This is a genomic window from Chryseobacterium angstadtii (assembly GCF_001045465.1).
GTDB classification, from domain to species: Bacteria; Bacteroidota; Bacteroidia; order Flavobacteriales; family Weeksellaceae; genus Chryseobacterium; species Chryseobacterium angstadtii.
In genome coordinates, this window is record NZ_LFND01000001.1 from 1,139,168 (window position 1) to 1,158,046 (window position 18,879).

General features: G+C 38.1%; 15 protein-coding genes. 11 read left to right on the forward strand and 4 right to left on the reverse strand.

Annotated features, from left to right (window positions below):
* Positions 1-16 precede the first annotated feature (16 nt).
* The 3 genes from ACM46_RS05070 to ileS all read right to left on the reverse strand — a co-directional run bounded on the left by ACM46_RS05070 (position 17) and on the right by ileS (position 4,173).
* Complete coding sequence (locus ACM46_RS05070; RefSeq protein ID WP_048505479.1) at positions 17-262, reverse strand: DUF6576 domain-containing protein; 246 nt, start codon at positions 260-262, stop codon at positions 17-19.
* 81 nt (positions 263-343) lie between these two features.
* Positions 344-724, reverse strand: a complete 381-nt coding sequence (locus ACM46_RS05075; protein WP_048505480.1) for a TraR/DksA family transcriptional regulator — start codon at positions 722-724, stop codon at positions 344-346.
* Between the two features lie 59 nt (positions 725-783).
* Positions 784-4,173 carry an isoleucine--tRNA ligase gene (gene ileS / locus ACM46_RS05080; RefSeq protein ID WP_048505481.1) on the reverse strand — a complete coding sequence of 1,130 codons (3,390 nt, stop codon included), beginning with the start codon at positions 4,171-4,173 and terminating at the stop codon, positions 784-786.
* Positions 4,174-4,828: 655 nt separating this feature from the next.
* Here ileS and ACM46_RS23780 point away from each other — a divergent pair.
* The 3 genes from ACM46_RS23780 (at position 4,829) to ACM46_RS05095 (ending at position 8,642) form a co-directional block, all read left to right on the forward strand.
* Positions 4,829-6,517, forward strand: a complete 1,689-nt coding sequence (locus tag ACM46_RS23780; protein WP_048505482.1) for a M23 family metallopeptidase — start codon at positions 4,829-4,831, stop codon at positions 6,515-6,517.
* Positions 6,518-6,601: 84 nt separating this feature from the next.
* Positions 6,602-7,894: a flexirubin biosynthesis putative acyl-CoA ligase FlxY gene (gene flxY / locus ACM46_RS05090; RefSeq protein WP_048505483.1), complete on the forward strand. Its 1,293-nt coding sequence runs from the start codon at positions 6,602-6,604 to the stop codon at positions 7,892-7,894.
* Positions 7,895-8,039: 145 nt separating this feature from the next.
* Entirely contained in the window at positions 8,040-8,642 is a 603-nt protein-coding gene (locus ACM46_RS05095) for a hypothetical protein (RefSeq protein WP_048505484.1), read from the forward strand.
* A 34-nt stretch (positions 8,643-8,676) separates the two neighbouring features.
* Here the strand turns inward: ACM46_RS05095 and ACM46_RS05100 are convergent, their stop codons facing one another.
* Positions 8,677-9,927 carry an NAD(P)/FAD-dependent oxidoreductase gene (locus tag ACM46_RS05100; protein ID WP_048505485.1) on the reverse strand — a complete coding sequence of 417 codons (1,251 nt, stop codon included), beginning with the start codon at positions 9,925-9,927 and terminating at the stop codon, positions 8,677-8,679.
* Between the two features lie 97 nt (positions 9,928-10,024).
* Here ACM46_RS05100 and flxA point away from each other — a divergent pair, with 97 nt between their 5' ends.
* The 8 genes from flxA to ACM46_RS05140 all read left to right on the forward strand — a co-directional run bounded on the left by flxA (position 10,025) and on the right by ACM46_RS05140 (position 18,724).
* Positions 10,025-11,545, forward strand: coding sequence for a flexirubin biosynthesis tyrosine ammonia-lyase FlxA (gene flxA, locus ACM46_RS05105; protein WP_048505486.1), 1,521 nt, complete (start codon positions 10,025-10,027; stop codon positions 11,543-11,545).
* 76 nt (positions 11,546-11,621) lie between these two features.
* A complete protein-coding gene (gene flxB, locus ACM46_RS05110; protein WP_048505487.1) occupies positions 11,622-12,353 on the forward strand; it encodes a flexirubin biosynthesis SDR family reductase FlxB in 732 nt (243 codons plus the stop codon).
* A gap of 105 nt (positions 12,354-12,458) precedes the next feature.
* Positions 12,459-13,679, forward strand: a complete 1,221-nt coding sequence (locus ACM46_RS05115; RefSeq protein ID WP_048505488.1) for a beta-ketoacyl-[acyl-carrier-protein] synthase family protein — start codon at positions 12,459-12,461, stop codon at positions 13,677-13,679.
* Between the two features lie 4 nt (positions 13,680-13,683).
* Complete coding sequence (locus tag ACM46_RS05120; RefSeq protein ID WP_048505620.1) at positions 13,684-13,938, forward strand: acyl carrier protein; 255 nt, start codon at positions 13,684-13,686, stop codon at positions 13,936-13,938.
* 118 nt (positions 13,939-14,056) lie between these two features.
* On the forward strand, positions 14,057-14,941 hold the full coding sequence (locus ACM46_RS05125) for an LpxL/LpxP family acyltransferase (RefSeq protein ID WP_048505489.1): 885 nt from the start codon (positions 14,057-14,059) through the stop codon (positions 14,939-14,941).
* Between the two features lie 216 nt (positions 14,942-15,157).
* Complete coding sequence (locus tag ACM46_RS05130; RefSeq protein ID WP_048505490.1) at positions 15,158-16,693, forward strand: phytoene desaturase family protein; 1,536 nt, start codon at positions 15,158-15,160, stop codon at positions 16,691-16,693.
* A complete protein-coding gene (locus ACM46_RS05135; protein WP_048505491.1) occupies positions 16,680-18,362 on the forward strand; it encodes an acyl-CoA--6-aminopenicillanic acid acyl-transferase in 1,683 nt (560 codons plus the stop codon). Before ACM46_RS05130 ends, ACM46_RS05135 begins: the two co-directional genes overlap by 14 nt.
* Positions 18,359-18,724: an SdpI family protein gene (locus ACM46_RS05140; RefSeq protein ID WP_048505492.1), complete on the forward strand. Its 366-nt coding sequence runs from the start codon at positions 18,359-18,361 to the stop codon at positions 18,722-18,724. The genes ACM46_RS05135 and ACM46_RS05140 overlap by 4 nt, the downstream gene beginning before the upstream one ends.
* Positions 18,725-18,879: the final 155 nt, after the last annotated feature.

Genomic DNA, 18,879 nt, shown 5'->3' on the forward strand with positions numbered 1-18,879 from the left:
CTTTTCTGTTTTAATATTACATTTTGGACAATTCGTCAAGTCTTTTCCTGTCTTTTTCCGAAAGGTCCCGAACTCCGTTTTTGCCCATCTTACTCAATAGTCTGTCAATTTCTTTTTCCCTTTCACGTTTGTCTGAATTAAACTGATCGTCTATGGTGTAGTTTCTGTGCTGTTCCGGAAAAAATCTGTTTTTGATTTTTGCCCAGTTAACAAATAGTAAAACTGCAGCAACGATGATCACTAAAATTAATACTTCGTTCATGGGTATACATTAAAAATTAGGTTTATAAAGTATCCGTGAATACGATATAAACCCAATATTATCTTTACAAACCTTTACGGCTTATTTCTGCATATTTTTTGCTTCAATGCTCAATGTAGCATGAGGAACGGCCAACAGTCTTTCTTTTGGAATCAGTTTTCCTGTTACTCTGCATACACCATAGGTTTTATTTTCGATTCTGATCAAGGCATTTTTAAGATCACGCACGAATTTTTCCTGGCGTCCTGCCAATATAGAGTTTTGCTCCTTGCTCAGTGTTTCTGCTCCTTCTTCAAAAGCTTTGAAGGTAGGGGAAGTATCATCGGTACCGTTGTTCTGGTCATTGATGAAGCTTTCTCTGATCAGCTGAAGATCTCTTTCTGCCTTTTCTATTTTTTCTCTTATAATCGCCTTAAATTCCTGTAAATCAGCATCGCTGTATCTAACTCTTTCGTCTGACATGTTCTTTTCTCTTTTTTAATAAAATTATGAAATGGAATTTGAAATACAATAACTATATGTTAATTCTTTTCGATATTTATCTTAAAATTAACCTCATCTATTTCGATTTCGTTAAAATTTGAAAGTGAAGATACAATTTCTATTTTATTTGACAAGACCTCCGAAGAAATATATTCCTCATTTTTCTTAACATCTTCAATGAAAGGTGAATTTTCTTCAATGAAGATTTTGATTCTGTCTGTCAGTTCAAAGTCCTTGTCTTTTCGCAGGTTCTGAATTCTGTTGATGAACTCTCTTGCGATCCCTTCAGATTTTAATTCTTCTGTTAACGTCAAATCTAATGCCACAGTTGTTTTCCCATCGGAAGTTACGGTCCATCCCGGGATATCTTTTGTAGAGATTTCCACATCTTCAAGGGTAATCTCATAGCCCTGGATGTCTGTTTTTCCTTCTTTTTCAAGAACGGCAATCTGTTCTGTATTAAGATTAGCGATCTCTCCTCCTACCGTTTTCATGTCTTTTCCTAATTTAGGACCCAGCGCTTTGAAATTCGGCTTGATCTGTTTGATGATAAGGTGAGAAGCTTCTTCTGCATTAATTAACTGTAATTCTTTAACGTTTACTTCCTGTTTGATAAGGTCTGCAACCGCTAATAACTGTTCTTCAGTTTTGGCATCCAGAACCGGAACCAAAACTTTCTGTAAAGGCTGGCGAACTTTTACGTTTTCCTTCTTTCTCAATGAGAAAACCATACTGGTGATATTCTGTGCCAGGTGGGTTTTTTCCACAAGATCCTGATCGATCAGGTTTTCGTCAGCAACCGGGAAATCTGTTAAATGTACAGACTCACAGTTTTCTTTTCCTGTTACTTTATTTAAATCCTGATACAATTGATCCATAAAGAACGGAGCAATAGGCGCGGATAATTTCGCCACTGTTTCAAGACATGTATATAGAGTCTGGTAAGCAGAGATCTTGTCATCACTGTAATCTCCTTTCCAGAAACGTCTTCTGCACAGTCTTACGTACCAGTTGCTCAGGTTATCATTTACAAATGTACTGATCGCTCTGGCTACTCTTGTTGGTTCGTAATCTTCGTAGAATGCTTTTACTTCTTTAATTAAAAGATTAAGCTCAGAAAGGATCCATCGGTCTATTTCCGGACGGTTTTCCACTTCTTTTTCTGTATAATTGAAGCCATCCACATTCGCATACAGGGCAAAGAATGAGTAAGTGTTGTAAAGTGTTCCGAAGAACTTTCTTCTCACTTCGTCTATTCCTTCGATGTCAAACTTCAGGTTTTCCCACGGATTGGCATTCGAGATCATGTACCATCTGGTAGCATCCGGACCGTATACGGAAAGGGTTTCGAACGGATCTACCGCATTTCCTAAACGTTTTGACATTTTTTGGCCGTTTTTATCCAGAACCAGTCCGTTACTCATTACATTTTTATAAGCAACAGAATCAAATACAGCCGTTCCGATTGCATGAAGTGTATAGAACCATCCACGAGTCTGGTCAACACCTTCTGCAATGAAATCAGCAGGGAATGCCTTATTATTGTCGATCATTTCTTTGTTCTCGAACGGATAATGCAGTTGTGCATAAGGCATAGATCCTGAATCGAACCAAACGTCAATAAGGTCGCTCTCACGGCTCATTGCTTTTCCTGAATCCGAAACAAGCACCACTTTGTCCACCACATTTTTGTGAAGATCTACCAGTGAATAATTCTGCTCAGACATATTCCCGATCACAAAACCTTTGAACGGATTTTCTTTCATGAATCCGGCCTCAATAGATTTTTCTATTTCGTTGTACAGTTCCTCTACAGATCCCATGATCTTTTCTTCTTTAAGATCTTCCGTTCTCCAGATCGGCAACGGAATACCCCAATATCTTGAACGGGATAAATTCCAGTCGTTCACATTTTCAAGCCAGTTCGCAAAACGTCCTTCTCCGGTCGCTTTCGGCTTCCAGTTGATTTCTTTGTTTAAATTAACCAGTCTGTCTTTTACAGCAGTCATTTTCACAAACCATGAATCAAGCGGATAATACAGTACAGGCTTGTCTGTTCTCCAGCAGTGTGGATAGCTGTGTACGTATTTCTCTACTTTGAAAGCTTTGTTTTCTGTTTTCAGAACGATAGCCAGTTCTACATCCCATGATTTCTCAGGAGCAGTTCCCTCATCATAATATTCGTTCTTGATATATTTTCCTGAAAATACTTCAGGTACATTTTCTCCTTTGATGAATTTACCCTGTAAGTCCACAAGAGGAACAAGGTTGTCATTTTCATCCTTCACCAACATCGGCGGGATTCCGTTTTCTTTTCCGACTCTGGCATCATCTGCACCAAACGTAGGAGCAATGTGAACGATACCTGTACCGTCCTCAGTCGTTACGAAATCTCCTATGATCACTCTGAATGCTTTCTCAGGCGAATCATTAGGGGTAAACCACGGGATGAGTTGTTCGTATTGAGTTCCGGCTAGCTTTTCTCCGGTGAATTCTTTTATAACTTTGAAAGGAATTACTTTACTTTCTGCAGTATACGCTGTGAAATCTTCATCCGTTCCTTCAGCATATTTTTTACCGAATACTTTAGGTACAAGCACTCTGGATAGAACAATCGTTATTGGTTCAAAAGTATATTGGTTGAATGTTTTTACCAAAACATATTCAATATCTCTTCCTACAGCAAGCGCTGTGTTGGATGGTAAAGTCCATGGAGTTGTTGTCCAGGCTAGAATGTGTACGTCTCCGTCTACATCAGTAAACAGTTCAGACGTTTCTTTCTTGGCTTTGAATTGTGCCACAACCGTTGTATCCGAAACATCACGGTACGTTCCCGGCTGATTAAGCTCGTGGGAAGAAAGTCCCGTTCCTGCTTTCGGAGAGTAAGGCTGGATCGTGTAACCTTTGTACAGCAAATCTTTTGTGTACAACTGCTTCAGCAACCACCAAACGGTTTCCATGTATTTTGACTTGTACGTGATGTAAGGATCATCCAGGTCTACCCAGTAACCAATCTTTTCCGTAAGGTCATTCCAAACATCTGTATATCTCATTACCGCTTCACGGCATGCTTTGTTGTAGTCTTCAATAGAGATCTTTTTGCCAATATCTTCTTTAGTAATTCCTAATTCTTTCTCTACGCCCAGTTCCACAGGAAGTCCATGTGTATCCCAGCCCGCTTTACGGAAAACCTGCTTTCCGTTCTGAGTCTGGAAACGACAAAAAATATCCTTTAATGCTCTGGCCATAACGTGGTGAATTCCGGGCATACCGTTTGCTGAAGGCGGACCCTCATAAAAAACAAACTCGGCATTACCCTCGCGAATCTCAACACTTTTACTGAACGTTTTATTCTGTTTCCAAAATTCCGCTACATTGTCGGCTATGTCAATAAGGTTGAGGTTTTTGTATTCTTTAAATTGGCTCATTGTAAATATCTCAATATCGTTGATTAATTAAGTCTGCAAATTTAGTGATTTTTGTCGGTTTATAAGATATGTTTTATTTAGCTTATATCTATTAAAAAGTTCAATTTCAGAAATATAAATGAGGGAGGCGATAAAAAGTGAATGGGGAATGGTGAATACTTCAATTTTTATTGAGGGTTTTATTATGTTTTTCTTATACTTCATTCAGTCTGTCATTCAATAGGAGCGGGCTTTAGCCCGCTTAAAAAATAGCCAAACTGCATTAGGGCTTTAGCCAAATCTTATCTTACAGAATATTCAGCTAATAAACCCCGATAATTTTTCCCGCAATCATCTGTGTACATCTGTGAAATCTGTGGTCAATAATAAAATTCACAGTTTTTAAAGAATATTATAGATTTTTGAATCCACAGCTCCATAAATAAAAATCCACAGCCTGTTGTATTCAATAGTAGCGGGCTTTAGCCAAATCTTATCTTACAGAATATTCAGCTAATAAACTCCGATAATTTTTCCCGCAATCATCTGTGTACATCCGTGCAATCCGTGGTTAAAAATAAAATACTCCATTTAGAAACCCAATAGAAACCCTAAAAACCCACGCAGAGTAATTAAAATTTTGTAAATTTAAGTAACCCACAAACCCAACCGCTTCATGAAAATCCTTTGCAAAGCTATATTCATCATTTGTTTCATCAGTACGATAGCCCTACCGGCTCAGAAAAACTATCCGCAAAACTATTTCCGGAATCCTCTGAATATTCCCATGCAGCTGGCCGCCAACTTTGGAGCTGTCCGTTCCAATCATTTTCACATGGGACTGGATTTACGGACCAACAGCCAGGAAAATTTGTCGGTTCTTGCAGCAGCAGATGGTTATGTGAGCAGGATAAAAGTAGAGCGTTACGGTTTCGGAAATGCAGTTTATATTACCCATCCGAACGGATATACCACGCTGTATGCCCATCTGAATACATATTATGACAAACTGGATGAATTCGTAAAAGAAAGACAATATAAAGAAGAAAAATGGGAACAGGATATCACCTTTTCTCCCGGGCAGTTTCCTGTAGCGAAAGGGCAGCTTATTGCTTTGAGTGGAAATACCGGAGGTTCTGCCGGGCCCCATTTGCATTTTGAAATCAGAGATACGAAAACGGAGGAATGCATCAATCCTTTGCTTTTCGGGTTTAATATTCCGGATAGTATATCACCCACTATCAGCGGATTTTATTGGTATGACCGACGTTTCAGTACGTATGAACCGGGAGCCAACGGTGTTGCTGTTAAAAAAGCAGGCGGGCTGTATACAACCGATGTGGTACAGGTGAGTTCGCCAACAATAAGCTTGGCTATAAAAGCTGTGGATAAGGCCAATCAGGGATTTAATCTGGGGATTTATCATGCAGAATTATTAATGGATGACCGTTTGATTTATAGTTTTTCCATTGATCAGGTAAGCTATGATGATACCAGGGATATCAATGGCTGTATAGATTATACCAGGTTTACAAGAGATAAAATGAGCATTCAGCACCTATCTTCTTTGCCGGGAATGACTTTGAAAAATTACAGCCAGCCGGATTTAAATGGATTGATCACACTTCAGGACGAAGATATTCACAATATTGAAATTGTATTGAAAGATGTCAATGGAAATACAAGCCGTTTGAAAACAAAAATTCGATTAAATAAAACTTCAGATAAAGTTTCACCTTCCGGAAAAGTAGTCATGCCAAACGAAGGGAAAACGATTACAACTGAAAATGCAGAGATCAGTTTCAGTAAAAATGCAGTGTACGATGCTGTGAATTTTCAGATGTCTGAAAAATCAAGTCCCAATGCAGACGGAATTTCAAATACAATTATTTTGCAGTCTCCCTACATTCCGGTGCGGGATGATTACACTTTAAAAATAAAACCCAACAGAAAATTAACCGGTGAAGAAAAAGGAAAAGCAATTGTTCTCTTTGATTATGCAAGTGATACAAAAGTGATCAAAGGAAAATGGGACGGGGACAGAATGGAGGTGCAGTTCAACAGATTGGGCACAGCAACATTACTATTGGATCAGAGTTTACCGTCTGTTTCTCAGGGTTGGAAGGATGGAACTCTGGTCAACAGCAGTACTTTACGATTGAGTGGGAAGACTAAAATTGGAGATATTGTATCATTCCGTGCGGAACTGGATGGGAAATGGCTCCGTTTTGCCCGTGTAAAAGATGATTTCGTATATGTTTTTGACGAGAAATGCCCAAAAGCTTCCGGCCTGCATACGTTAAAAGTAACTACCATTAACACAGCCGGAAATACAAATACCCAGACGTTCACCTTTCAGCGTTAAAATAATTAAGGGTCAGAATTTTTTAATCTTTTAATCATTGAATCTTTTAATTTTAAATAAATTTGCTCCATAAAATTAAAATCATTGGAATTCTATCCGGCCATCGAAAAATCAGATCTTCAGGAAATAAAAACATTTCAGGAGCAAAAACTCCGGGAACTTCTTGTTTATCTTGAAAATAATTCACCTTTTTATCAGAAACTGTTTCAGGAGAACAGGATCAATATCTCGGATATTCAGACACTGGAAGACCTGCAGAAAATTCCGACCACCACAAAAAACGATCTGCAACAGTATAACGACGATTTTTTCTGTATTACAACAGATAAAATTGTGGATTACAGCACTACGTCGGGAACATTAGGAGATCCGGTTACTTTTGGGCTGTCCGATGCTGATCTTGAAAGATTAGCCTATAATGAAGCCATTTCTTTTGCCTGTGCAGGAATTCAAAAAGGAGATGTGGTACAGATGATCACCACCATAGATAAAAGATTTATGGCTGGGTTGGCTTACTTTTTAGGATTAAGGAAAATGGGAGCCAGTGTGGTGAGAATGGGACCAGGGATTCCGGAGCTTCAATGGGACTCTATTTTCAGATATAAACCCAAATATCTTATCACAGTTCCGTCTTTTCTTTTAAAAATGATTGATTATGCCGAAAAACAGGGATTAGATTATAAAAACTCCAGTGTGTATGGCGCAGTCTGCATTGGGGAAAGTATCAAAAATCAGGATTTTACAGACAATATTCTATCCCAGAAGATTAAAGAAAAGTGGAATATTAAATTATTCTCAACCTACGCTTCCACAGAAATGAGTACAGCATTTACAGAATGCGAATTTCAGATAGGAGGGCATCATCACCCTGAATTAATTATTGCCGAAATTCTCGATGATAATGAAAAACCTGTTCAACAAGGTGAAAACGGAGAGTTAACCATCACTACTTTAGGCGTTGAAGCCATTCCTTTGCTGCGTTTTAAAACAGGAGATATCGTAAAAGCACATTATGAAGCTTGTGGTTGCGGAAGAAATACGATGAGGTTGGGCCCGGTTGTAGGAAGGAAGCAGCAGATGATCAAATATAAAGGGACAACACTGTATCCGCCGGCCATGAATGATATTTTAAATGATTTCAGTACCATTTTATGCTACCAGATCGTTATTCAGTCTAATGAAATCGGGCTGGATGAAATCATCATTAAACTAAGTACAGATCAGGAACATGAAAGCTTCGTGAATGAAGTCCGTGACCACTTCCGTGCAAAACTGAGAGTGAGCCCGAAAATTGAGATCATAGATTTTGAGGTTTTGTCTAAAACAGTATTCAATCCAAACAGCAGAAAACCGATTACATTTATAGATTTGAGGTAACTGTTTTTACATAATGGCAGAGTGTAGAATGCTAAACCAAAATTTTAAAAATGTTAGCCCTGAAAGCTATTATAAAGAAAAAAATAAAGTGAGATTGGTTTTTTATAATATATTTACAAAACTAAATTTAAAAACTAATTAAACGATGAAAAAGCTATTTTTTCTGGTACTGATTGCAGTTTCTACACTGGCAATGGCTCAAAAATTTAAAATTAAAAGCGGGGATACCAAATTCTTAAAAGGAACGGAAACGGTGAATGTTGTTTTTGACTACGCAAATATGAAACTGCTGAAAGAAAATTACACCGAAGCAGAATATATTCCAAGAAGAATTGAAGAACTGAACAAAAAAACGGAAGGAAGCGGAGAAATCTGGAAAAAACAGTGGGAACGTAGTAAAGAAGAACTTTGGAACCCGAAATTCATTACTATATTCAATAAAACGTTGTCGAAAGAAAATATCAATACAAAACTTAAAGAAAATGCCCAGAGTCCATACACCCTGATCGTTAAAGTAAAGTGGGTATATCCGGGTTGGGATGCAGGAATTATGAAACAGCCTGCAAAAGTAACCACAGAGCTTACATTTGTAGAAACAGCTTCTAAAAAAGTATTATGTGAAATAGAAAGCGTGGATGCACCGGGAGACCAGTGGGGAAGCAATTTTAACAACGAAACCCGTGTGGGGGAAGGATTTGCTAAAACAGGTAAAACACTAGCCCAGAGAATGGAAAGAGATTTAAAATAAAACAGAAAGCGGTCTGAAATTCAGACCGCTTTTTTTATGATTGTTCCTGTTGTTTTTCAAGTTTGATAAGAGTTGCCAGATTTTTGATCACCGAATCATGCTTCTTTACAAAAGGATTGTCTTTATTCCAGACATATCCCGCTAAAACAGCACATATTTTTTTCTTGACATCTGGATTTTCAGGTTGATGAAAAAATAATTCCTGAAGATTTCCCGTATACCATTCCTTTACATACGTAGTGAAAACATCTACACCATAAAGAATATAATCCGTGTATTCTGTCTGCCAGTCGATTTTTTCGCCGTTCAGCTGTCTTAAAGCCAGTTTAGCAGCAAGCATTCCGGATTCCGTGGCAAAGGCCATTCCTGAAGAAAAAACGGGATCTAAGAATTCAGAAGCATTTCCTGTCAGTGCATATCCGTCTCCGAATAGCTGTTTTACTGAACATGAGTAATCTTTCAGATGTCTCGGTTCAAAAAGAAAATCTACATTTCCGAAACGCTGTACATAATAATCAGAAAGAGAAATCGCTTTTCTTAGGGCTTCTGCAGTATCTCCATTTTCAGAAAGACGATCAATATAGTCTGTAGGACCTACAATTCCTACACTCGTATTTCCGTTGGAAAAAGGAATTACCCAAAGCCAGACTTCCGTTTCAATAATATCAAAAGAGATCAGTGTTCCTTCCTCACCTTCCTCTCTGTTAATATCTTCAACATGGGAAAATATGGCGGAATGAGGAGATAGTTTTGAAGGTTTTTCAAGATCAAGAAGTCTAGGCAGAACCCTTCCGTATCCACTTGAATCGATGACGAATTTAGAATGAATTTCTTTTATTTCTCCGTCTTTGGTTCTTACCGTAGTGATAGAATCTGTACCGTTAAACTGAATATCAAGCACCTCAGTTTCGAACTCAAGATCAATACCTTTGTTGATTACTTCCTGAGCCAGAGTGTTATCAAAATCTGCTCTTGGAACCTGCCAGGTCCAGTCCCAGCCTTCTCCGAATTTGTCGCTGAAATCAAAAATACAGACTTCTTCACCGCGAAGAAAACGGGCTCCCAGCTTTTTTTCAAAGCCCATTTTATCCAAAGCAGGAAAAAGTCCGGCCTCGTCAAAATGATCCATTACTCTGGGAATTAAGCTTTCGCCTACTACAAGTCTTGGGAATTTAGTCTTCTCAACAACTTTTACGTTGACATTGTTCTTCTTTAAGTATGAAGAAGATACGCATCCGGAAGGTCCAGCCCCGATTACGAGAACGTCAACAAATTCTTTGCTCATCTTGATTTTTTATTTTAATAATAACTTCTATCTTTGCCGCAAAATTAGTGACAATTAATTAATATTTTACAAAATTATCAACTATTACTTTTAATTGATGAAAATAAGCAACTTTTTAGAACTGAAGGATTTTCAAAAAATTATCATTGAGAATGAACAAATTGAACTGGACAAAGCACTTTTAGACAGAGTGGAAACAAGTTTTCAGTTTTTAAAAGAATTTTCGAAAAACAAAGTAATATATGGGGTGAATACCGGTTTTGGGCCTATGGCTCAGTTTAAAATCAGTGATGAAGATACCCATCAGCTTCAGTATAACCTTATTAGAAGTCATTCTTCAGGAATCGGAAATCCATTGCCTGCTCAGGAAGTAAAAGCCTGTATGCTGGCAAGAATGAATACCCTTTCGTTGGGACATTCAGGAGTTCACCAGTCTGTTGTTCATTTGCTTAAGGAATTGATCAACAGAGATATTACGCCTTTGATCTTTGAACACGGCGGAGTAGGTGCCAGCGGAGATTTAGTGCAGCTTGCTCATCTCGCTTTGGTTTTAATCGGAGAAGGAGAAGTTTTTTATAAAGGAGAAAGAACATCAACAAAAAAGGTTTTTGAGACAGAAGGATTGGAACCTATTAAAGTAGAAATCCGTGAAGGGCTTGCTTTAATGAACGGAACTTCCACAATGTCCGGAATCGGGATTGTTAATGCTTATAAAGCCAATCAGCTGACGGATATTTCCATCAGGCTTTCATGTGCCATCAACGAGATTGTTCAGGCGTATGATGATCATTTTTCCGAAGTTTTGAATGGGACGAAAAAACATCACGGTCAACAGAAAGTAGCAGAAAAGATGCGTGCCCATTTATCTGACAGCAAATTGATCAGAAAAAGAGAAGACCACCTTTATACACACTTTGAAGAGCAGGAAAAAGTATTTAAGGAAAAAGTTCAGGAATATTACTCTTTAAGATGTGTTCCGCAGATCTTGGGTGCTGTTTTAGATACTCTGGAATACACAGAGAATGTCCTTGAAAATGAAATTAATTCAGCCAATGACAATCCGATTATCAATGTAGAAGACAAACATGTATATCACGGAGGAAATTTCCACGGAGACTATATTTCGCTGGAAATGGATAAGCTGAAAATTGTTGTTACTAAACTTACCATGTTAGCTGAAAGGCAGTTGAACTACCTTTTAAATGCAAAGATCAACGAAATCTTACCTCCTTTTGTAAATTTAGGTAAATTAGGGTTCAATTTCGGAATGCAGGGAGTTCAGTTTACGGCTACTTCCACTACGGCGGAAAGCCAGATGCTGTCCAATTCCATGTATGTACACAGTATACCTAATAATAATGATAATCAGGATATTGTAAGCATGGGAACCAATGCCGCAGTGATCTGCAGAAAGGTGATTGAGAATGCGTTTGAAGTATTGGCTATTGAAGCAATAACCATTATCCAGGCAGTTGAATACCTCGGATTTCAGGATAAAGTTTCGTCCTCTACTAAAGAACTTTATGACGAAATAAGAAAGATTATTCCTGCATTCTCAGATGATATGGTGATGTATCCGTATCTGGAGGAAGTAAAAAAATACTTAAAGACAATGTAACTATCAGCAATGATAAATTGTCTTATAACTAAGGGATTAAAATATAACTTAAAAAAAACTAACTAAACACTAACACATGAAATGTGCAATTGTAACAGGCGGCTCCAGGGGAATTGGAAGAGCTGTCTGTCTAAAACTGGCAGAAGAAAAAAATTATCATATTCTGATTAACTACGCTTCAAATGAGGCTGCAGCAAAAGAAACTTTGTCTAAAATAGAAGAATTGGGAGCTACAGGAGAGATCCTTAAATTCGATGTAGCGAATGCCGAAGAAAGTCAGAATGTTTTAACGGAATGGCAGGACAGAAACCCCGATGCCATCGTTGAAGTGATTGTCAATAATGCCGGTATCACAAGAGACGGATTATTCATGTGGATGCAGAGCGAAGACTGGAACAGTGTGATCAATACAAGTCTGAACGGCTTTTTCAATGTCACCAATTTCTTTATCCAGAAACTTCTGCGCAATAAATACGGAAGAATTATCAATATGGTGTCTGTATCCGGAGTAAAAGGAACAGCCGGACAAACCAATTATTCCGCTGCAAAAGGAGCTTTAGTCGGGGCTACAAAAGCTTTGGCTCAGGAAGTGGCCAAAAGAAATATCACCGTAAATGCTGTGGCTCCCGGATTTATCAGAACAGATATGACTCAGGATTTTAACGAAGACGAACTTAAAGCCATGATTCCTGCCAACAGATTCGGAGAAGCGGAAGAAGTGGCTGATCTGGTTGCATTTTTAGCCTCCAGAAAAGCTTCATATATTACCGGTGAAGTCATCAATATTAACGGAGGAATTTACTCTTAAAGAATAGTGTAACAATATAACAATGTACCAGTGTAACAATGCGGCTGTGGTCTCAATATTGTTGTTACATTGCTAAACTGATACATTGTTAAATTAATAAAACAAATGGAAAATAGGGTTGTAATTACCGGAATGGGAATTTATTCTTGCATCGGGACCTCTCTGGAAGAAGTCAGAGAATCCCTATATCAAGGAAAATCCGGTATTGCTTTAGTGCAGGAAAGAAAAGAATTCGGATTCAGATCAGGCCTTACGGGCGTGGTTCCGAAACCGGATCTGAAAAACCTGCTCAACAGACGCCAGCGTATCAGCATGGGTGAGGAAAGTGAGTACGCTTACATCGCCACTACCGATGCCCTGAAACAGGCAGGAATAGACCAGGATTTTCTGGATGCTCATGAAGTGGGTATTTTATATGGAAACGACAGTGTTTCTCAGGCGGTTGTAGAATCTATAGACATCGCCAGAGAAAAAAAAGATACTACATTGATGGGATCCGGAGCGATCTTTAAATCAATGAACTCTACAGTGACCATGAACCTTTCAACAATTTTTAAACTGAAAGGGATCAATCTTACCATCAGTGCAGCCTGCGCAAGCGGTTCGCATTCTTTGGGACTGGCTTATATGATGATTAAAAACGGTTTTCAGGAGATGATCATCTGCGGAGGAGCTCAGGAAACCAATAAATATTCTATGGCAAGCTTTGACGGATTAGGAGTTTTCTCAGTAAGAGAAGACGAACCTACAAAAGCATCAAGACCTTTTGATTCCGGAAGAGACGGATTAATTCCGAGTGGAGGAGCAGCCAGCCTTATTGTAGAGAGTTTAGAATCTGCACAGAAAAGAGGGGCGAATATTCTCGCAGAAATTGTGGGCTACGGTTTCTCTTCAAACGGGGGACACATTTCAACGCCTAATGTTGACGGTCCGGCAATGGCGATGGACAGAGCTTTGAAACAGTCAGGATTAAAAGCTTCAGATATTGACTATATCAACGCACATGCTACTTCTACGCCTATCGGAGATGCCAATGAAGCCAAAGCGATTTATGAAATCTTCGGAAGTGAAGTTCCGGTAAGCTCCACCAAATCCATGACGGGGCATGAATGCTGGATGGCAGGCGCAAGTGAAGTGGTTTACTCTATTCTGATGATGCAGAATGATTTCGTAGCTCCCAATATCAATCTGGAAAACCCTGATGATGAGGCGAAAAAGATAAATTTAGTCGCAAAAACGAAAACTCAAAAAATTGACGTATTTTTGTCGAATTCTTTCGGATTTGGGGGAACCAACTCCGCATTAATAGTTAAAAAATTTGATTAAAAACATGGAAAGGGAAAAAATTGTTGACATCGTTAATGATTTCTTAGTAAACGAATTCGAAGTAGATGGTGATGAGATCAGCAATGATGCCAACCTGAAAAAAACGCTCGGACTGGACAGTCTGGACTATATTGACATGGTGGTAGTGATTGAATCTAATTTTGGAGTGAAATTAGGAGAAGCTGATTTTAAAAAAATGATCACGTTCGATGATTTCTACACGACAATTGAACAGAAAATTGCAGAAAAAAACGCATAACTATCGATTTAGCTTTATTCTTTTTAATAATGTAACGATAAAATAATGTACCAGTGTAACAATAACTTCAACAGAAATATTGTTACACTGGTATATTGATAAATTGGTAAATTGAAATATGAACAAGTGGAAAGGTAAATCTAAAGGAACCATAACAGGATATAAAATATTCGTCTGGTGTATTAGAAATATCGGGATCCGGAGTTCTTATTTTGTCCTTTATTTTGTAGCTTCCTACTACTTTTTATTCCTGAAAAAAAGCAACCGCTACATCTCCTATTATTTTCAGAAAAGACTTGAGTACGGATACTGGAAATCAAAAATGGCAGTCTTTAAAAGCTATTTCACCTTTGGAAAAGTACTTATCGACAAAACAGCTATTTCTGCAGGTCTGCGTGAAAAATATACCTACGAATTCGACGGTATTGAGAATCTGAGAAACCTTTTGGCAGAGAAAAGAGGTGGGGTTCTTATCAGTGCACATATCGGAAATTTTGAAATTGCAGAACATTTCTTTGCAGATATTGATTTAGACTGCCGGATCAATCTGGTGACTACTGATCAGGAAGTTACCGTTATTAAAGAATACCTTGAAAGCGTATCCGTTAAGCAGAGCTCTATCAAATTCATCTACGTGAAAGAAGATATGTCTCATATTTTTGAGATCAATCAAGCCCTTTCCGACAACGAACTCATCTGCTTCACCGGAGATCGTTATTTTGAAGGCTCCAAATATCTGGAAGCCGATCTGCTGGGCAAAAGTGCAAAATTTCCGGCGGGCCCGTTCCTGATTGCTTCCCGTCTTGGGGTTCCCGTGATATATGTATACGTAATGAAAGAAAAAAATCTGCATTACCATTTATACGCAAGAGTAGCGAAAAATATTAAAAACCGTGATTCTCAGGGACTTCTCAATTCCTATGTGCAGAATCTGGAATCCATGATCAGAAAATATCCCCTTCAGTGGTTCAATTATTTTGATTTTTGGGATGATATTGATTAATTTTTCTAATTTTATCCCTGAAAACTAATAAATAAATTCAAAATTAAAACCGATTTGAGAATTTGATCTATTTTAAATCAGACCCAATATTGATCTTTTTATTGACTGTTAAGCCTTTTGTATCTTTAAAACAGTCAGTGATCCGAAAAATTGAATGGGGTTTGCATTTAATCTTACCTTAATTCTGAAATCATACAAAACATAGCTTTTCTTCTTTTGAAAAAAGAATACGACATACTTGTGATCGGCAGCGGTTTGGGAGGTCTTGTTTCGGCTCTTATTTTGGCGAAAGAAGGTCTGAAAGTCTGTGTTCTGGAAAAAAATAATCAATATGGAGGAAATCTCCAGACCTTTTCACGAGATAAACTGATTTTTGATACAGGCGTTCATTATCTGGGCGGTCTTTCGGAAGGGCAGAATCTGCATCAGTTCTTTTCCTATCTTGGGATTATGGATGAGCTGGAACTTCAGAAAATGGACGAAGACGGCTATGATAAGATCTCTTTCGGAGATGAAAACATAGAATATCCCCACGCACAGGGCTACGAAAACTTTGTGGAACAGCTAAGCAGTTATTTCCCCGGCGAAAAACAGAACCTGGAAAGCTATTGTGAAGAAATTCAGTACGTTTGTGCCCAGTTTCCGCGTTATCAGGTTGTAGGAAAAGACAGTTACAACGAGGAGATCCTCCATCTTAATACCAAAAGATTCATAGAATCCGTTACCCAGAACAAAAAATTGCAGGCCGTATTGCTGGGCTCCAATTTTTTATATGCAGGAGATTCTGAAAATATTCCGTTTTACGTTCATGCGCTTACCGTGAATTCTTATATTCAGAGTGCTTACAAATGTGTCAGAGGAGGAAGTCAGATTACCAAACTCCTCATCAAAAAACTCAGAGAATACGGAGCGGAAGTACACAAACATGCGGAAGTTTCGGAATTTATCTTTAATGAAAATAATGCACTGTCTTCTGTTAAAATCAAATCCGGAAAAGAATATGCTGCCGGGAAATTTATTTCCAATATAGAAATCCGTTCAGCTATGAAGTTGATTGGGGAAGAGAGACTCAGGAAATCCTTTCTGAACCGATTGATGAGCTGGGAACCTGTTCCATCGTGTTTCAGTGTTTATCTGGTATTAAAACCACAGTCTTTTCCGAATTTTAACTATAATATTTACCACTTTTCATCAGAAGAAATGATCTGGAATGCCTCCCGTTACAGCAAAGATAGCTGGCCGGAAACGTATATGCTTTCTTCTACCTGTTCAAAACATCATCCTGATTATGCAGAAAGCCTTACCGCAATTTCGTATATGGATTTTGATGAGGTTAAAGCCTGGGAGAAAACGGTAAATACAGTAGCGGAAGAACACGAAAGAGGGCTGAAGTATGAACAGTTCAAACTGGAAAAAGCAGAAAAGATGATCACTGCATTGGAAAAGAAAATCCCGAATCTCAGACATTTCATAAAAAATATCTATACTTCATCACCTTTATCTTACAGAGATTATATCGGCAGTTTTGAAGGTAATATGTACGGATATATGAAAAACTCGGATAACCCTCTTAAAACAATGGTCTCGCCCCGTACAAAAACCGATAATCTGTTTCTTACAGGGCAGTCTGTAAATATGCACGGAATTCTGGGGGTGACAATTGGTGCTTTTAATACCTGCGCGGAAATTCTTGGAAAAGAGCTTATAGATGAACGTTTGAAACCAATGACGAATACCCATGAGAACAAATAGCAGGCTGGCATTACTATTTCGGGGAATTCAGTTATTAGTGTTCCTTTTCTTTATTTCATGCGGAATCTCAAAATCCGTTCATCATATTCCTGATATCAGCGGATATTCCCTGGAAACTCCTAAGGTTACTAAGGTCAATGATTCTACCTTCAGTTTCAACAAAAATTATTTAACCAAAAATAAACAGCAGCTGTGGGAACTTTATATCAAAGGAAATCCTCTGCAGCTGGGATACAACAATGGCGCTTTAACGCAAAACCTTATGCAGCAGCAGGAAGAAATTTTCTTTTCAAAAGTAGAAGGTTTTGTTCCGTCCCATTTTAAACAGAAACTGCTCAGAGGATTCCTGAAATGGTACAACAGAAAAATGTACCTGAATGTAAGAGAAGACTATCTGGCAGAATTGTACGGCCTTTCGCAATATTCTTCTGATAAATACAACTTTATTGCCCCGAAATACCTTCGTAACCTCTATCTTCACGGCGCTCACGACATCGGGCATGCCATGCAGGATCTGGCTATGGTAGGATGTACTTCTCTGGCGGTATGGAATGAAAATACTGAAGACGGAGAACTGCTCATCGGAAGAAATTTTGATTTTTATGTAGGTGATGATTTTGCGAAAAACAAACTGATAGAATTTGTAGAACCGGAAGCCGGAATACCTTATATGTCCGTAAGCTGGCCGGGAATGATAGGCGTAGTATCCGGAATGAATAAAGAAGGCATTACAGTAACCATCAATGCAGGAAAATCTAAAATTCCTCTGACGGCTAAAACACCGATCTCACTGGTGACAAGGGAAATTCTGCAGTATGCAAAAAATATTGATGAAGCGATTGCCATTGCAAAAAAAAGAAAGGTTTTTGTTTCCGAATCTATTCTTGTAGGCAGTGCCCATGATAAAAGTGCAGTGATCATAGAAGTTTCACCTGACAATTTCGGGATATATAAAGTAGAAAATACCAGCAGGGTTCTCTGTACCAATCATTTTCAGTCAGATGCTTATAAAAATGATAAGAGAAATCAAAAACATATTATAGAAAGCCATTCCGAATACCGTTACGAAAAACTTCAGGAGCTTCTTGAAGAAAAGAAAAAACTCAATCCTGAGAAAATGGCTGCCATTTTAAGAGAGAAATCTGGCCTTAAAAATAAAAAAATAGGGTATGGTAATGAGAAAGCAATTAATCAGCTGCTGGCCCATCATGCCGTGATATTTTCCCCTGAAAAAAGATTGGTTTGGGTTTCATCAAATCCTTATCAGCTGGGAGAATTTGTCTGCTATGATCTGAATGAAATCTTTTCCGGTAAAAAGCCGGAGGAAAGCCTGCTGGCCAAAACAACGCTGAATATTGCAAGAGATCCCTTTGCAGATTCTCAGGAATTCGAAAACTACCAGATATCTAAAATGCTTGGAGCAGAGGTAAGTGATGCTGCAGAAAACAAAGATATAGCGCTTACAGATGATTTCATTCCTTATTATCAGTCTATGAATCCGGATTTTTGGCAGGTTTATTACATGGCAGGAAAATATTATTTCAGTAATAATGAATTTTCAAAAGCAAAAACCGAATTTGAAAAGGCACTCACCAAAGAAATTACAACTGTTCCGGACAGACAGAATGTAGAAAAATACCTGAAAAAAACTTTAAAAAAGCTAAAATGATTCCTAAACATATCAAGCTGCTGTTCTGCATTCCTTTTGTAATTATCATTAGCTATACGGTCTATTTATTGACCAGATACGCGGCTCTTCCGGAGATAATCCCTATTCATGGATACGGAGGGAAAAATGACGGCTATGGAAGCAAACTCTTTCTTTTTGCCCCTATTATCCTGAATCTGGCCATTCTGTATTTCATCTGGCTGATCATCAGAAAACCGGATACCATCAAATTTACTTTTGAAGTGAAGGAGGAAGATCAGGAAAAGACCTATCACCAGTATCAATTGGTTTTAATCATTTTGGCCTTATTTGTAACCATCATAATGAGCCCGCTATCCTTTTCTGATATTGTCTTTAAATAAAAGGATAAAAAGCAGCCAAACTTCTTGCTATACCTATTTTATTCTTATGATTCTGAAATTCTCTTACGCGAGAGAATGTTTTGTTCTGTTTTATTACGATATGATGCTAATCTTTTGGATATTAATTGTTTATGAGGGTTGTCGATAGGCATAAT

Bases quoted from the DNA above. Each gene is read 5' to 3' on its own strand.
- ACM46_RS05070 (WP_048505479.1), bottom strand. From the start codon at position 262: ATGAACGAAGTATTAATTTTAGTGATCATCGTTGCTGCAGTTTTACTA.
- ACM46_RS05075 (WP_048505480.1), bottom strand. From the start codon at position 724: ATGTCAGACGAAAGAGTTAGATACAGCGATGCTGATTTACAGGAATTT.
- ileS (WP_048505481.1), bottom strand. From the start codon at position 4,173: ATGAGCCAATTTAAAGAATACAAAAACCTCAACCTTATTGACATAGCC.
- ACM46_RS23780 (WP_048505482.1), top strand. From the start codon at position 4,829: ATGAAAATCCTTTGCAAAGCTATATTCATCATTTGTTTCATCAGTACG.
- ACM46_RS05095 (WP_048505484.1), top strand. From the start codon at position 8,040: ATGAAAAAGCTATTTTTTCTGGTACTGATTGCAGTTTCTACACTGGCA.
- ACM46_RS05100 (WP_048505485.1), bottom strand. From the start codon at position 9,927: ATGAGCAAAGAATTTGTTGACGTTCTCGTAATCGGGGCTGGACCTTCC.
- flxA (WP_048505486.1), top strand. From the start codon at position 10,025: ATGAAAATAAGCAACTTTTTAGAACTGAAGGATTTTCAAAAAATTATC.
- flxB (WP_048505487.1), top strand. From the start codon at position 11,622: ATGAAATGTGCAATTGTAACAGGCGGCTCCAGGGGAATTGGAAGAGCT.
- ACM46_RS05115 (WP_048505488.1), top strand. From the start codon at position 12,459: ATGGAAAATAGGGTTGTAATTACCGGAATGGGAATTTATTCTTGCATC.
- ACM46_RS05120 (WP_048505620.1), top strand. From the start codon at position 13,684: ATGGAAAGGGAAAAAATTGTTGACATCGTTAATGATTTCTTAGTAAAC.
- ACM46_RS05125 (WP_048505489.1), top strand. From the start codon at position 14,057: ATGAACAAGTGGAAAGGTAAATCTAAAGGAACCATAACAGGATATAAA.
- ACM46_RS05135 (WP_048505491.1), top strand. From the start codon at position 16,680: ATGAGAACAAATAGCAGGCTGGCATTACTATTTCGGGGAATTCAGTTA.
- ACM46_RS05140 (WP_048505492.1), top strand. From the start codon at position 18,359: ATGATTCCTAAACATATCAAGCTGCTGTTCTGCATTCCTTTTGTAATT.